Annotated in this window: 13 protein-coding genes; 6 read left to right on the forward strand and 7 right to left on the reverse strand. The window is 70.1% G+C overall.

Annotation, left to right across the window (positions count from 1 at the left end; genetic code table 11):
- Nucleotides 1–18: 18 nt before the first annotated feature.
- Nucleotides 19–981, reverse strand: a complete 963-nt coding sequence (locus tag PH203_RS33200; protein WP_289924866.1) for an ABC transporter substrate-binding protein — start codon at nt 979–981, stop codon at nt 19–21.
- A 624-nt stretch (nt 982–1605) separates the two neighbouring features.
- Here PH203_RS33200 and PH203_RS33205 point away from each other — a divergent pair.
- From PH203_RS33205 to PH203_RS33220, 4 genes are all read left to right on the forward strand, one after another.
- Nucleotides 1606–2829 (forward strand): NADP-dependent malic enzyme, encoded by a 1224-nt coding sequence (locus PH203_RS33205; RefSeq protein ID WP_289924868.1) that lies wholly within the window; start codon nt 1606–1608, stop codon nt 2827–2829.
- Between the two features lie 360 nt (nt 2830–3189).
- Nucleotides 3190–4155, forward strand: a complete 966-nt coding sequence (locus tag PH203_RS33210) for a zinc-binding dehydrogenase (protein ID WP_289924870.1) — start codon at nt 3190–3192, stop codon at nt 4153–4155.
- A 138-nt stretch (nt 4156–4293) separates the two neighbouring features.
- Nucleotides 4294–4503 carry an HTH domain-containing protein gene (locus PH203_RS33215; RefSeq protein ID WP_007384656.1) on the forward strand — a complete coding sequence of 70 codons (210 nt, stop codon included), beginning with the start codon at nt 4294–4296 and terminating at the stop codon, nt 4501–4503.
- On the forward strand, nt 4503–5075 hold the full coding sequence (locus tag PH203_RS33220) for a Clp protease N-terminal domain-containing protein (RefSeq protein ID WP_289924877.1): 573 nt from the start codon (nt 4503–4505) through the stop codon (nt 5073–5075). The genes PH203_RS33215 and PH203_RS33220 overlap by 1 nt, the downstream gene beginning before the upstream one ends.
- 55 nt (nt 5076–5130) lie before the next feature.
- On the opposite strand, the gene PH203_RS33225 is transcribed toward PH203_RS33220, so the two are convergent.
- Both PH203_RS33225 and PH203_RS33230 read right to left on the reverse strand, forming a co-directional pair.
- Nucleotides 5131–6264 carry a helix-turn-helix transcriptional regulator gene (locus PH203_RS33225; RefSeq protein WP_289924879.1) on the reverse strand — a complete coding sequence of 378 codons (1134 nt, stop codon included), beginning with the start codon at nt 6262–6264 and terminating at the stop codon, nt 5131–5133.
- Nucleotide 6265: 1 nt separating this feature from the next.
- Entirely contained in the window at nt 6266–7303 is a 1038-nt protein-coding gene (locus tag PH203_RS33230) for a DUF4097 family beta strand repeat-containing protein (RefSeq protein ID WP_289924880.1), read from the reverse strand.
- 151 nt (nt 7304–7454) lie between these two features.
- On the opposite strand from PH203_RS33230, the gene PH203_RS33235 reads away from it, so the two are divergent.
- Together PH203_RS33235 and PH203_RS33240 are read left to right on the forward strand one after the other, a co-directional pair.
- On the forward strand, nt 7455–8324 hold the full coding sequence (locus PH203_RS33235) for a hypothetical protein (protein ID WP_289924881.1): 870 nt from the start codon (nt 7455–7457) through the stop codon (nt 8322–8324).
- Nucleotides 8325–8387: 63 nt separating this feature from the next.
- A complete protein-coding gene (locus PH203_RS33240; RefSeq protein WP_019058231.1) occupies nt 8388–8570 on the forward strand; it encodes a DUF6104 family protein in 183 nt (60 codons plus the stop codon).
- 12 nt (nt 8571–8582) lie between these two features.
- On the opposite strand, the gene PH203_RS33245 is transcribed toward PH203_RS33240, so the two are convergent.
- From PH203_RS33245 to PH203_RS33260, 4 genes are all read right to left on the reverse strand, one after another.
- Nucleotides 8583–9173, reverse strand: a complete 591-nt coding sequence (locus PH203_RS33245; RefSeq protein WP_289924885.1) for a hypothetical protein — start codon at nt 9171–9173, stop codon at nt 8583–8585.
- 78 nt (nt 9174–9251) lie between these two features.
- A complete protein-coding gene (locus tag PH203_RS33250; RefSeq protein ID WP_289924888.1) occupies nt 9252–13052 on the reverse strand; it encodes a multifunctional oxoglutarate decarboxylase/oxoglutarate dehydrogenase thiamine pyrophosphate-binding subunit/dihydrolipoyllysine-residue succinyltransferase subunit in 3801 nt (1266 codons plus the stop codon).
- Between the two features lie 302 nt (nt 13053–13354).
- Nucleotides 13355–14482: an ATP-binding protein gene (locus tag PH203_RS33255; RefSeq protein WP_289924890.1), complete on the reverse strand. Its 1128-nt coding sequence runs from the start codon at nt 14480–14482 to the stop codon at nt 13355–13357.
- Nucleotides 14479–15219, reverse strand: a complete 741-nt coding sequence (locus PH203_RS33260; RefSeq protein ID WP_046261291.1) for a response regulator transcription factor — start codon at nt 15217–15219, stop codon at nt 14479–14481. Before PH203_RS33260 ends, PH203_RS33255 begins: the two co-directional genes overlap by 4 nt.
- Between the last annotated feature and the right edge of the window lie 18 nt (nt 15220–15237).

Consider the following 15237-nt stretch of genomic DNA (forward strand, 5'->3'; position numbering starts at 1 on the left):
TCAGTGCTGCTGGGTCGGTCACTTGCCGCCGTTGACGGCGGCCTTGTCGATGGCGCCGCTCTCGGCGCCCCACTTCTCGAGGATCGTCTTGTAGGTGCCGTCCTCGATGATCGCGTTGACGGCCGCCTCCAGCGCGGAGGTGAGCTCCTTGTTGTCCTTGTTCACGGCGATGCCGAACGGACCGGCGTCGACCTGCTCGCCGACGACCTCGAAGGCGTTCCCGCCGTCGGCCTTGCGGGCCATGTCGATGGCGACCGGGTAGTCGTTGACGCCGGCGTCGGCGCCGCCCGACTTCACGCGGGTCTGGGCCTCGGTGTCGTTCTCGAACGGCTCGATCGTGATCTTCTTGTCGCCGCCGTCCGTGCACTTCTTGGACTGGTCCTTCAGCGCCTGCTCGTACGTCGTACCGCGCTGCACGGCGGCCGTCTTGCCGCAGAGGTCCTCGATCGAGTTGATCTTCTCGGGGTTGCCCTTGGCGACGTAGACGGCGGTGCCGGCCGTGAAGTAGTCGACGAAGTCGACGCCCGGGCCGAGCTTCTTGCCCTTGTCGTCCAGGCCCTCCTGGCGCGCCTTGGTGTCCGTGATGGAGGACATGGCGACGTCGTAACGGCCCGAGTTCAGCGAGGTGATCAGGCCGTCGAAGGAGCCGGAGGTGAACTTGAACTCCACGCCCAGCTGCTTGCCCAGCGCGGCGGCGATGTCGGGGTCGACACCGACGATCTTGCCGCCCTCCTGGTACTCCATGGGCGCGTACTCGGCGTTGGTGCCGACCTCGATGACACCCGCCTTCTGGATGTCCGCAGGCAGCTTGTCGAACAGCGGAGCCTTGCTCGACGACGCCGTCTCCTTGGAGCTGTCGCCGCTGCTGTCCGTCTGGTCACCGCAGCCGGTGAGAATCAGGGCGCCTGCGACCGCGATCGCACCTACCGCGGCAATCCTGGAGCGCGCGACGGTCGTACGACGGGTGGAGCTTGCGGTCATGGTGGGTTCCTCCGGCGGATGGGTGGAGTTGCCGATGGGGCAGGCGACTGCCGATGGGCTCGGCAGATGCCTTCGTTTCCTAGGTCGACGAGAGCACACGCCTTCGAGTGCCGCGACCTCATGTGATTACGGCATCTTGCCATTCGGACTGCGCCATTCAGGGGCCCAGCCATGTCAAAATCGGATAACGGGTGACCCCCGAACCGCATCAGGTCGGACATCATGGCCGCACCTTCTACGGGAATGCTTCCTTCCGGCCGGAAGATCTCCGGCGCATCTCATGATGCGAGCGATCGCTTGGCGACTTGTCCGGTTGCTCCGGCCTGTGTCAAGGGTTCGTCCAGGACGACCCGCCACGTTTGGCCATGATTCATGTCACCGATATCCGAGCCCTGTGATCCGGCATGTGACCTTGCACGTCTTGCGCGGATTGGACTCGTCCTGGACACCGTCCGTCCGGTAAGAAGGTTCTTTACACCCCTCATCCGGGGCTCAGGGCGCGTGTGCGGCGCGCCCGTCGCGCACGGCCCATACGCATCACCGACAGGGCCGTACGCGGTGCCCGCCCACTTCTCAACCAGGAGTGGCCACCCTCAAACCATGAATATCTAAGGGGTAGAACAAGTGGCAGCGGAGATCGTCAATCCTCGCAGCGACAGCGATACGGGTCACGACGGCGGGGCGGAGCCCCTCGATTCCTTCGACCCGGCCTTCGCGCTGCACCGCGGCGGCAAGATGGCAGTGCAAGCCACCGTGCCGATCCGCGACAAGGACGACCTGTCCCTCGCGTACACGCCCGGCGTGGCGAAGGTGTGCAGCGCCATCGCCGAGCAGCCCGACCTCGTCCACGACTACACGTGGAAGTCCTCCGTCGTCGCCGTCGTCACCGACGGTACGGCGGTGCTGGGACTCGGTGACATCGGGCCCGAGGCCTCCCTTCCGGTGATGGAAGGCAAGGCCATCCTCTTCAAGCAGTTCGGCGGCGTCGACGCGGTGCCGATCGCGCTGGCCTGCACGGACGTCGACGAGATCGTCGAGACCGTGGTCCGGCTGGCCCCGTCCTTCGGGGGCGTCAACCTGGAGGACATCTCGGCGCCCCGGTGCTTCGAGATCGAGAAGCGGCTCCAGGACGCCCTCGACATCCCGATCTTCCACGACGACCAGCACGGCACGGCCGTCGTGACGCTGGCGGCCCTGCGGAACGCCGCGCGGCTGACCGGGCGTGGGATCGGCGAGCTGCGGGCCGTCATCTCGGGCGCCGGTGCGGCCGGGGTCGCCATCGCGAAGATCCTCGTCGACGCCGGGATCGGGGACGTCGCCGTCGCCGACCGCAAGGGCGTGGTGTCGGCCGACCGTGACGACCTCACCCCGGTCAAGCGGGAGCTCGCCGGCTTCACCAACAAGGCGGGTATCACCGGCTCGTTGGAGACGGCCCTCGAAGGCGCCGACGTCTTCATCGGCGTCTCCGGTGGCACGGTGCCGGAGGAGGCGGTGGCGTCGATGGCCGAGGGGGCCTTCGTCTTCGCCATGGCCAACCCGAACCCCGAGGTGCACCCGGACGTCGCGCACAAGTACGCGGCGGTCGTGGCGACGGGGCGGTCCGACTTCCCGAACCAGATCAACAACGTGCTCGCGTTCCCCGGCATCTTCGCGGGCGCGCTGCAGGTGCGGGCCTCCCGGATCACCGAGGGGATGAAGATCGCGGCGGCGGAGGCGCTGGCGGCGGTGGTCGGTGACGAGCTGGCCGCCGACTACGTCATCCCGTCCCCGTTCGACGAGCGGGTCGCTCCGGCGGTCACGGCGGCGGTTGCTGCTGCGGCTCGGGCGGAGGGGGTTGCTCGCCGGTGAGGTGAGTGAGCGTCGCGCTCAGTGAGCGTTGAGGTGGCCCCGTCCGGTTGTTTTCGGGCGGGGCCACTTTTTACCTGGCCGGAGGGCTGTCCGGGTGTTTTTCGCCCCCGCCGCCCCTACCCGTCCCGTCCCCAGGGGCTGCCGCCCCTTCGACCCCGCGTCCTGGGGGCTGCCGCCCCCGGACCCCCGCTTCGGCCCCGAAAGGGCCTCGTCCTCAAACGCCGGACGGGCTGGATTGCCTGGACCGGCGTTGAGAGGTGCCGGGCGGGCTGAAATTGGCCCTGGCCGCCGTGGCAAGAGGGTGTGTGTCACAGGGGATCGCGGTTCCGTCATGGAGCGATGGACCCTATCGTCAAGGTCATGTTCGCTGCCTACGCCGCCCGCATCGACCGTGACCAGCCGCTCTCCGGACTCGAGTTGGGGGAGCGCCCGGCCCCCGAGGCCCGTTCCGGATGGAGTGTCGTCGACGTCAAGGCCGCTTCACTCAACCATCACGACCTGTGGTCCCTCAAGGGCGTCGGGCTGTCCGAGGACAAGTTGCCGATGATCCTCGGGTGTGACGCCGCCGGTGTCGACGAGGACGGCAACGAGGTCGTACTGCACTCCGTGATCGGGCAGTCCGGTCATGGCGTCGGACCCAAGGAGCCCCGCTCGATCCTCACCGAGCGGTACCAGGGCACCTTCGCCGAGCAGGTCGCCGTGCCGACCTGGAACATCCTGCCCAAGCCCAAGGAGCTGTCCTTCGCGGAGGCCGCCTGTCTGCCGACGGCATGGCTGACGGCGTACCGGATGCTCTTCACCAACGCGGGTGTACGGCCCGGCGACTCGGTCCTCGTCCAGGGTGCGGGCGGCGGTGTCGCCACGGCCGCGATCGTGCTCGGCAAGGCGGCAGGGCTGCGGGTCTTCGCCACCAGCCGGGACGAGGCCAAGCGGAAGCGGGCGATCGAGCTCGGTGCCGTGGAGGCGGTGGAGTCCGGGGCGCGGCTGCCGCAGCGGGTCGACGCCGTCATCGAGACCGTCGGCGCGGCCACCTGGTCCCACTCGGTGAAGTCCCTGAAGCCGGGCGGCACGCTCGTCATCTCCGGTGCGACCAGCGGCGACCGGCCCTCGCACGCCGAACTGACCCGCATTTTCTTCCTGGAGCTCAAGGTCGTGGGCTCGACCATGGGCACCAAGGACGAGCTGGAGGACCTGCTCTCCTTCTGTGCCGCCACCGGGGTGCGTCCGGTGATCGACGAGGTGCTTCCGCTGGACCGGGCCCGCGAGGGCTTCGCGCGGCTGGAGTCCGGGGAGCAGTTCGGCAAGATCGTGCTGACCAACGGCTGACGTGCGCACGCTGTGTGCGGCGCGGTGACGTGAGGCGGGTCCGGGGTGCCGGGCCCGCCTTTCTTGTACCCAAGCCTTCTTGCACCCAAGGTGTCAACTTCGGTTGACGTCGGGCTGGTGTCAACGTAAGTTGACAACATGACCGAAGCGACAGACCTCGCCGAGCGCGCGGGCGACCGCGATCCACGGGTGGGCCTGCGGGCCGTCGCCGCCCTGCGCCGCCTCCTCGAACAGCTGGAGTCGGTGCAGGTGCGCAGCGCCCGCAACCAGGGCTGGTCGTGGCAGGAGATCGCCGCCGAACTCGGCGTGAGCAGGCAGGCCGTGCACAAGAAGTACGGGAGGCATTGATGTTCGAACGGTTCACGAAGAACGCCCGGGACGTGGTGACCGGTGCCGTCGGCTACGCGGAGGGATGCGGGGCGCGGACCGTCGACGCCGAGCACCTGCTGCTCGCGCTGCTCGACCGGCAGGGCGGCAGGGCCTCGTTCGCGCTGGCCTCGCTCGGGGGTACGGGATGGCTGGACTCGGTGCGGGGCGCGCTGAGTGAGGCCCGACGGCGCGCCGGGTTGTCCCAGGCAGAGACCGACGCGCTGGCCGGGCTGGGGATCGACGTCTCGGAGATCGTCGCCAGGGTGGAGGAAGCGCACGGCGTCGGAGCGATGTCCGGCGACGGGAAGGGCGGGGGACGGTGGTCGGGCTGGTCGGGGCACCGTCCGTTCAGCCGGTCCGCCAAGGACGTCCTGGTGAGGTCCCTACGGGTCGCGGTGGGCCGCAAGGACCGTCATGTCGGCGACGAACACCTCCTGTTGGCCCTCGTCACCGGTCCCGGTGTCCCTGCCGAGGTCCTCGCCGACCACGGAGTGACGTACGAGTCCCTGACGCGCGTGCTCTACGGCGGGGGAGAGGCGAAGGCGGGCTGACGGGGCCGGCCCGCCGGACGCCCGCCCCGCTCCCCACGCCGTGCCGTGCCGAGCCTCAGGCCTTCGGTGCCCGCAGCAGTGCCCCGATGTGTGCCGCCGCCGTCGACAGATGGCGGCGGGCCTCCCGGAGTTGGTCCGAGGTGATGCCGTGGTCCCGGGACGCGTCGCGGATGTCGTCCCGGAAGCGGTCGAGGAGGCGGTCGAGGTCGCGGGCCGGGTCACCGGTGCCGGACTCATGGGCCCAGGCCGGTTCGTAGTCGGCGGGGAAGTCCTCCGGGGTCTGGGAGTACTCCGGCGTCCCCGGGGCCGACTTGTCGGTGACCTTCTCCGCGTTGCCGTACCGCCCGTCGGGGCCGCGCTTCTCGTCGTGGCCGTGCCGTTCGTCGTGGCCGTGCCCGTGTCCGAACCCGAAGTCCTTGCCGAACTCCCGGCCGTAGTCCCGGCCGAACTCGCCGAACTCCTTGGCCAGTTCGGTCAGCCCCTCGCGTACCCCGGTCGGCCAGTCGCCCCGCGCGAAGTGGTCCTGCACCTGCTCCTGGACCCGCCGGGCGATGCGCTGCACCTCCTCCTGCGCCTGGGTTCGGGCCTGCTCCTGTGCCTCCTTGGCCTGGCGCCGGGCCCGCTGGGCCTCCTCACGAGCCCTCCGGCTCTCGTCCTTGGCACGCCGGGCCTGCTCCTTCCACTCCTGCTTGACGCGGCGCATCTCCTCCTTGGCGGCCCGCCACGCCTCCTTGTCGGTGAAGTCCCCGAAGTCCCCCAGAGGACCGTCCTGTTCGCCGGCGCTTCCGGTCCCTCCGCCGCGCCGGGCCTCGGAGGCGGCGGCCCGCATCTCGCGCCGCAGGTCGCCCGCCGCGCCGCGCACATCGGCCCGGATCTCGGCGGCGAGCTCCGCGACCGACTCCCGGATCTCCAGCTCCAGATCGGCCAGTTCACCGCTGCGGTCGGCCAGTTCGGCGCGGCCGGCGTCCGTGATGGCGTACACCTTGCGGCCGCCCTCGGTGGTGTGGGTGACCAGGCCCTCGGCCTCCAGCTTGGCCAGCCGGGGGTAGACGGTGCCGGCCGACGGTGCGTACAGCCCCTGGAAGCGCTCCTCCAGCAGCCGGATCACCTCGTAGCCGTGTCGAGGGGCCTCGTCGAGCAGCTTCAGCAGATAGAGGCGGAGGCGGCCGTGGGCGAAGACGGGGGGCATGTCAGAGCACCTTCTTGTCGGTCGTGCCGTCGGCCGGGGTGTCGTCGGTGTCGTCTGCGTCGTCCGCGTCGGCAACTGCTTCTGCGTCTGCGGTGGCGTCAGCGGCGTCGCCCGGGCCGGAAACGGAATTGTCCCCCGAGTTGCGGGGCGGATCGGCCGCCGGGGTGCCCTCCGGGTCCGTCTCCTCGACGAGCGGGCCTATGTCCTCCGGCTCCAGGTCCCATGGCTCGTCCTCGACCGGTGGGCGGCGCAGCAGTGCGATCGAGCCCGAGACGGTCGTCGCCTTGAGGCGGCCGCTGCCCGCTCCGAGACGGCCGGTGATGCGCTTGGCGCCCCACTGGCCGCCGACCCGCAGATCCTCGAAGGCGTTGGAGACCGTCCCGCTCGCGGTGTTCGCCTCCACCTCCGCGTCGGCCGGGTGGGGGAGCCGGATGGCGATCTCGCCGGAGACGCTGGTCAGGTTGATGTCGGTCGGGCGGCTCGTGGGGTCGAGATCGACGATCATCGAGCCGCTCACCGAGTCGGCCTTGACCGAGGAGCCCGCCTCGACCACGGTCAGGTCGCCGGAGACGGAGTTGAAGCGGAGGTCGCCGCGGAGGGCCTGTGCCTCCAGATTTCCCGAGACGGTGTCGGCGCGGACGGGGCCGGTGAGCCCGACCAGGGTGGTGTCACCGGTGACCCCCTTGACCTCCGCGTGGCCGTCGATCCCCGAGACCACGGCGGTGGCACCCACCACCCCGACCTCGACACGGGTGTCCGCCGGGACGGCCAGCGAGACCACGGCGCTGCGCCGCCAGCCCTTGCGGTCCAGCCACTTGAGGAAGCCCTTCCAGGGCAGGTCCTCGTAGGCGACGGTGAGGCTGCCGCCCTCCTGGGTCACGACGAGAGGCGGCCCGTCCAGCTCGGAGACCTCCAGGCGGGCGGAACCTTCGTCCGTGCCCACCACGTTCACCGTTCCGTTGACGATGCGCACATGCAGTCGGCTCACCGGCTCGTCGAATGTGAGCTTCCTCGGCTCCGACACGGACCACTCGGACATGGTGCAGACCTCCCCGTGACACCACACACGCCATATCGCGTCTTCCGCTATTCACGATATATCGCGGCTTCGGAAAGTCAAGACACTCGTTCTGGGGATGTTCGCGGCTGCGGAAATGCCTGAAAGGGGTTGATCGTCCTAGCGTGTGAGCATGTCGTCGACGGAACCTCCACCTCGTGGTGCCCCACGTCCCGGTGCCGCCCCACGCACCGGCCCCGCCCCCGGCGCCCTGCTGCTCTGCCGTGCGGAGCCCGAGTCCGTCGCGCCCGCCGCCCAACTGCTGCGCGAGCGCATGCTGCTCACCGGCGCGGGCGCGGAGTGGAGCGCCCTGGTCCCCGAGGGCAAGCCCTGGCGCACCGGCGACGAACCGGTCGACCGTGTCCTCACCGGCTGGGCCACGGCCCTCGCCGTCGGCGCCCCCTGGCCCGTCCTCGCCCTGTGGTGGGACGCCGACCGCAGCGGCTACCTCCTCGCCTCCGGCTTCCGCCGCCCCGTCGGCTACATCTGGCTCGCCAACGGCACCCCGGCCGGCGAGGACGAGGCGATGCGCACCTTCGCCGCCCGCCTGGGCCTCGACCCGGTCCTGGACGTGCAGTCGCTCGACGCCCTCACCAAGCCGGACCCGGCGGCCGACGCACGAGCCCGCCTCCGCGGCCTCCTCGCCGTCCTCACCCGCGCGGGTCTCACCCTCCCGACCGGCCTCGCCCCCGGCGAGCCCGCCGACCGCCTCCGCGAGGTGGCCCGCGTCCAGCCCGACGCCACCACCGTCGAATGGCCCGGCTGGCGCGACGCGGTCCGCGCGGAACTCGACGTCGTCGAAAGCAGCCGCCTCGGCCCCTGGCTCCCCTGGACCGGCACCCCCAAGGCCCGCGCCCTGGCCGTCGCCCAGATGGCCGCGGGCCTCCCGCTCACCGCGTGGGGGCTACGACGCCGCAGCGGCGGCTGGGTGACCGCGGGGGCGCTGCTGCTGGCGCACGGGGTGCTGGGGCTGGCGTACGACCTCGCTCATCCCCGGGACTGACGTACGGCATACCCTGAGGGAGTAGGTCCCAGGGCAACCGCCCGTCCGTATCAGGAGCGAGAGTTGTACTTCACCGACCGTGGCATCGAAGAGCTGGAGAAGCGGCGCGGCGAGGAGGAGGTCACCTTCGAGTGGCTCGCCGAGCAGCTGCGGACGTTCGTCGATCTCAACCCGGACTTCGAGGTGCCGGTGGAGCGGCTGGCGACGTGGCTCGCGCGGCTGGACGACGACGAGGACGACGAGTAGGGGTGGCGGGCCTCAGCCGGTCTCACCGGGCGGCGGCAGGTAGCGCCGCCGCCCCATCGGCTCGGTGACCAGCCGGAAGCCGGCTGCCTCCAGCTCGGTGGCGATGCGTGCGTTGGCACGTCGGCTGTAGAAGGAGCCGACGGCGACGAGGGCCATCAGCGCGGCCCAGACGGCCGCGCCGATGCCGAGGCCGGCTTTCACGGCCAGCGGCATGCACAGGAAGCTGAACGCGAACACCGCGATGCCGATCCTCTGCTTCTCGGTGAGCTGGTTGGTCATGTCGAACTGGATCCGGGCCTTGAGCACGTCGATCGCACGGGAATCCAGCGGCGGCAGCGCGCCCCCGGAGGCGGCGTCCGGGTACCGCGACCAGTTCTCCGCCGCCCGCGCGCGGGCCTGCGGGCTCAGGTCCGGGGCGAGGTGGACCACGACCTTCCGGCCGTTCAGCCCCGCCTGCCCGGTGTCCCGGTAGACGTACCCGAACTGCTCGGCGTAGAAGGCGAGCTGGGCGAGCCCTCTGGCGGTCGCCAGGCCCGCGGAGGCCTCGACGGGCTCACCGCTGCCCGTCCGGCGCAGCATCTTGTGTATGTGGCGCTTGCTCATGAACACACCCCGTAGCGGGAAGGGCCCGGCCCCTGGACGGGGTCGGGCCCTTCTGCAATCGATCAGCTGTGCCGAGGCCTACGCCTCGAACACCTCACGCACCAGCTGCTCCTGCTCGGCCTGGTGACGCTTGGCCGAACCCACCGCCGGAGACGAGGAGTGCGGGCGCGAGATGCGCCGCAGCCGCTCGCCGTGCGGGATGTCCGCGCCGACCGCCAGGTCCAGGTGGTCGATCAGGTTGAGGGCGATGAAGGGCCAGGCGCCCTGGTTCGCCGGCTCCTCCTGGGCCCACAGGTACTTCTCGGCGTTCGGGTACTTGGCGATCTCGGCCTGGAGCTCGGCACCCGGGAGCGGGTACAGGCGCTCGATGCGGATGATCGCCGTGTCCGTGATGCCGCGCTTCTGACGCTCGGCCTCCAGGTCGTAGTACAGCTTGCCCGCCACGAAGACGACCTTGCGGACCGCGGACGGGTCCACGGACGCGTCGCCGATGACCGGGCGGAACTGACCCGACGTGAACTCCTCCGTCTTCGACGCGGCGGCCTTGAGGCGCAGCATCGACTTCGGGGTGAAGACCACCAGCGGCTTGTGGTGCGGGTTGTGCACCTGCCACCGCAGGAGGTGGAAATAGTTCGAGGGGAGCGTCGGCATCGCTACCGTCATGTTGTTCTGCGCGCAGAGCTGGAGGAAGCGCTCGACACGGGCCGAGGAGTGGTCCGGGCCCTGGCCCTCGTAGCCGTGGGGGAGGAGCAGCACGACACCGCTCGTCTGGCCCCACTTCTGCTCCGCCGCCGAGATGTACTCGTCGACCACGGTCTGCGCGCCGTTGACGAAGTCACCGAACTGCGCCTCCCACATCACGAGCGCGTCGGGGCGGGCCAGCGAGTAGCCGTACTCGAAGCCCATGACCGCGTACTCGGAGAGCAGGGAGTTGTAGACGTTGTAGCGGGCCTGGTCCTCGGCGAGGTACTGGAGCGGGGTGTGCTCCTCGCCCGTCTCGCGGTTGATGAGGACCGCGTGGCGCTGGCCGAAGGTGCCGCGCTGGGAGTCCTGGCCCGACAGCCGGACCGGGGTGCCCTCCAGCAGGAGCGAACCGACGGCGAGGGTCTCGCCCATGCCCCAGTCGATCGTCCCGTCCTCGACCATCGTCGCCCGGCGCTGCAGCTGCGGCAGCAGACGCGGGTGGACGTGGAAGGTGTCGGGGATGTTGACCTGGGACTCGGCGATCCGCTTGACGACCTCCGTGGAGATCGCGGTGTTCACGGCGACCGGGAACTCCGCCTGCGGGTCCGAGATCGGGCCCTCGGCCGGCTGGGCCGTGATGGCCTCGCGGACCTCGGTGAAGACCTTCTCCAGCTGGCCCTGGTAGTCCTGCAGCGCCTGCTCGGCCTCTTCCAGGGTGATGTCGCCGCGACCGATGAGGGACTCGGTGTAGAGCTTGCGCACCGAGCGCTTCTTGTCGATCAGGTCGTACATCAGCGGCTGGGTGAACGCCGGGTTGTCCGACTCGTTGTGCCCGCGGCGGCGGTAGCAGATGAGGTCGATGACCACATCCTTGTTGAACGCCTGGCGGAACTCGAAGGCGAGACGGGCCACGCGGACCACGGCCTCCGGGTCGTCGCCGTTCACGTGGAAGATCGGGGCCTCGATCATCCGCGCCACGTCGGTGGCGTACATCGACGAGCGGGAGGACTCCGGCGCCGCCGTGAAGCCGACCTGGTTGTTGATGACGATGTGGACCGTGCCGCCGGTGCGGTAGCCGCGCAGCTGCGACATGTTCAGGGTCTCGGCCACCACGCCCTGGCCCGCGAAGGCCGCGTCACCGTGCAGGGCGACCGGCAGGACGGTGAAGTCCGTGCCGCCCTTGTTGATGATGTCCTGCTTGGCGCGGGCGATGCCCTCGATGACCGGGTCGACCGTCTCCAGGTGGGAGGGGTTCGCGGCCAGCGAGACGGTGATCTGCTCGCCGTCCAGGCCCGTGAAGGTGCCCTGGGCGCCCAGGTGGTACTTCACGTCGCCGGAGCCGTGCATCGACTTCGGGTCGAGGTTGCCCTCGAACTCGCGGAAGATCTGGGCGTACGACTTGCCGACGATGTTGGCGAGGACGTTCAGCCGGCCGCGGTGGGCCATGCCGATGACGACCTCGTCCAGGCGCGACTCGGCCGCGCTGTCGATGACCGCGTCCAGCAGCGGGATGACGGACTCGCCGCCCTCCAGGGAGAAGCGCTTCTGGCCGACGTACTTCGTCTGCAGGAAGGTCTCGAAGGCCTCCGCCGCGTTCAGGCGGCGCAGGATGCGCAGCTGCTCCTCGCGCTCCGGCTTGGAGTGCGGGCGCTCGATGCGGTCCTGGATCCACTTGCGCTGCTTGGGGTCCTGGATGTGCATGAACTCGACGCCGGTGGTGCGGCAGTACGAGTCGCGCAGCACGCCGAGGATGTCGCGCAGCTTCATCAGGGACTTGCCCGCGAAGCCGCCGACCGCGAACTCGCGCTCCAGGTCCCACAGGGTGAGGCCGTGCTCGGTGATGTCGAGGTCGGGGTGCTTGCGCTGGCGGTACTCCAGCGGGTCGGTGTCGGCCATGACGTGGCCGCGGACCCGGTAGGAGTGGATCAGCTCGAAGACGCGCGCGGCCTTGGTGACGTCGTCGTCGTGCGACGCGTCGATGTCCTTGAGCCAGCGGACCGGCTCGTAGGGGATGCGCAGGGCCTCGAAGATGTCGTCGTAGAAGCCGCCCTCGCCGAGGAGGAAGTTCGCGACGATCCGCAGGAACTCGCCGGAGGCGGCGCCCTGGATGACCCGGTGGTCGTAGGTCGACGTGAGCGTCATGACCTTCGAGATGCCGAGCTTGTTCAGGGTGTCCTGGCTGGTGCCCTGGAACTCCGCCGGGTAGTCCATGGAGCCGACGCCCATGATGACCGACTGGCCGGGCATCAGACGCGGCACGGAGTGGACGGTGCCGAGGCCGCCGGGGTTGGTCAGGGAGACCGTGACACCGGAGAAGTCGTCCATCGTCAGCTTGCCGTCGCGGGCGCGGCGGACGATGTCCTCGTAGGCCTGCCAGAACTCGAAGAAGTTCAGCGTCTCGGCCTTCTTGATGCCCGCGACGACCAGCTGGCGGTCGCCGTTGGGCTTCACCAGGTCGATGGCGAGGCCGAAGTTCACGTGGTCGGGCTTGACCAGGGTCGGCTTGCCGTCCTTCTCCGCGTAGGAGTAGTTCATCGACGGCATGGCCTTGATCGCCTGCACCATCGCGTAGCCGATCAGGTGCGTGAAGGAGATCTTCCCGCCCCGGGCGCGCTTCAGGTGGTTGTTGATCACGATGCGGTTGTCGAAGAGCAGCTTCACCGGGACGGCGCGCACGGACGTGGCCGTGGGCATCTCCAGCGAGGCGTTCATGTTCTTCGCGACCGCGGCGGCGGGGCCGCGCAGCGTGACCAGCTCGGGGCCCTCCGCGGCGGCGGCGGCCGGCTCGGCCTTGGGCTTGGCCGCGGCGGGCTTCGCAGCGGCCGGAGCCGGAGCGGCGGCCGGGGCGGCCTTCGCGGGCGCCGCAGGCGCGGCGGCGGGCTGCGCGGCCGCAGGGGCCGCGGGAGCCGGCGCAGGCACCGAGGGCGCCGCAGGAGCCGCGGGGGCGGCGGGAGCCGCCGGAGCCGGGGCGGCAGGGGCCGGAGCAGCAGCCGCAGCCGGGGCGGCAGCGCCCGGCTTGTAATCGGCGAAGAAGTCCCACCAGGCTCGGTCTACCGAATTCGGGTCCTGGAGGTACTGCTGATAGATCTCGTCGACGAGCCACTCATTGGGACCGAACGCCGCAGCGGGGTTCTTGCCCGCTGCTTGGTCGGTGTCGGTCGAGATGCTCGAGTTACTGGGGGACTGTGGCGACACGGCGGCAACCGCCCTCTTCCGCTTCACAAGGTGATGGACAGCGGGAATAAAGGCTACGCCTCCCTGGCCGGGAAGGTCAGGCCGAGCAAGGTCATCGTCGCGTAAGTCACATCAGAAAGCGTGTTTCGGGGTCAGAAATGGCGGGAAACAAGCGTGGTTCCGCTTCTCACGGCCTGAGCTGGGAAGGGGTGAGCACGGCCCCGGACGCCGATGGCGCGGGCCTGTGGCCGAGCAGTGGCCGATCACACGTGTCCGTCAGTGCGGACAGGGGTGGATCTTGTGGCTCCGGTTCGAACTTTACGTCAACTTGGCAAAGATGTAAGTCCCGGGAGGGTGACAAGAATCCGGCAACCACGATCGGATTCGGCCACGCCGATCCGGCCGCCGTGCAGATCCACCGCCCAGCGGGCGATCGCCAGGCCCAGGCCCGTACCGCCGTCGCTGCCCGGACCGTGCGGCCGGTTCACGGCCCCCCGGTTGAACCGCTCGAAGACGCGGTGCCACTCCGAGCGCGGAATGCCGGGGCCCTCGTCGAGAACCTCCAGCTCCAGCGAGTCCGGCAGGGCCCCGCGCCGGGCCTTCACCGTCACCCGCCCGTGCGGCGGGCTGTGCTTGACCGCGTTGTCGATCAGATTGGCCACGACCTGGTGGATCCGCTCCGGGTCCGCGTTCGCGGTCAGCTCCGGCGGGGACACGTCGAGGTGCAGATGCACGTCGGTGCGCGTGTGGCTGCCGGACCCGGAAGCCATGCCCGCGCGCGAGGAGGCGACCATGTTGGCCTCCTTCAGCACGCCCGACAGATAGGGCCACACCTCGAAGCGGCGCGTCTTCAGCGGTACGACGCCGTTGTCCAGGCGGGAGAGGTCGAGCAGCGTCTCGACCAGCCGGCCCAGGCGCTCGGTCTGCTTGAGCGCGGTGCGCATCGTCTCGGGGTCCGCGGGCGAGACCCCGTCCACGATGTTCTCCAGCACCGCCCGCAGCCCCGCGATGGGGGTGCGCAGCTCGTGGGAGACATTCGCCACGAGCTCCTTGCGCTGCTGCTCCTGGGCCTCCAGGTCGTCGGCCATCCGGTTGATGGTCTCGGCGAGGTCGCCCAGCTCGTCCCGGCGGTTCTCGCGCACCCGGCGGGTGTAGTCGCCGTGCGAGATGGAGCGGGCGACCGCGTTCATCTCGTCCAGCGGAGCCGTGAGCGAGTGCGCCACGAACTGCGTGATGAGCAGTGTGGCGATCATCGAGAACACCGTGATGAAGCGCAGTTCCGTCTGGGTCTGCACCGCGATCATCGACAGGCCCGTCGTGATCAGGACCGAGGTGACGACGAGCGCCCCCAGCTTGGTCTTGATCGAGAACGGGCGCACGCTGCCCCAGGACTCGCCCGAGCCCTTCCGCTGTTCCCCGGGGCCTCTCCGTCCGGCCGGACCGCCGCTCATGGCGTCGGCGTCTCCAGGGCGTAGCCCACGCCGTGCACCGTGCGGATCCGCTCGGCACCGATCTTCCGGCGCAGCGCCTTGATGTGGCTGTCGACCGTGCGGGTGCCGGAGGCGTCCGCCCAGTCCCACACCTCGGCGAGCAGCTGCTCACGGGAGAGGACCGCGCGCGGGGTGTTCGCCAGGCACACCAGGAGGTCGAACTCGGTGGGGGTGAGGTGAACATCCTCACTCCGGACCCGCACCCGGCGCTGCGCGTGGTCGATCTCCAGCTCGCCGAGGCGCAGGATGCCGCTTCTGGGCGTGGCGGCGGCCAGGGCCGCCCGCTCCACGCGCCGCAGCAGGACGTGCACCCGCGCCGCGAGCTCCCGCATCGAGAACGGCTTGGTCATGTAGTCGTCGGCGCCGACCCCGAGCCCGACCAGCATGTCGGTCTCGTCGTCGCGCGCGGTGAGCATCAGCACCGGCACCGGACGGGCGGCCTGCACACGCCGGCAGACCTCCAGACCGTCGAAGCCGGGCAGCATGATGTCGAGGATCAGCAGATCGGGCTGCCAGGCCTCGGCCGTGTCGACCGCCGCCGGACCGTCGCCCGCGGTTTGCACGAGGAATCCCTCGGCACGCAGACGGGTCGCGATGGCCTCCACGATCGTCGGGTCGTCCTCGACCACCAGCACCCGCCGCTGTGCGCCGGGAGTGGCCGTAGCCGTGCCGTTGTGGGAGGTGTGTGTCTGCTCCATCGCCCGCCCCAAGGGTTG

The sequence above is a fragment of the Streptomyces sp. S.PB5 genome (assembly GCF_030403745.1).
Taxonomy (GTDB): domain Bacteria; phylum Actinomycetota; class Actinomycetes; order Streptomycetales; family Streptomycetaceae; genus Streptomyces.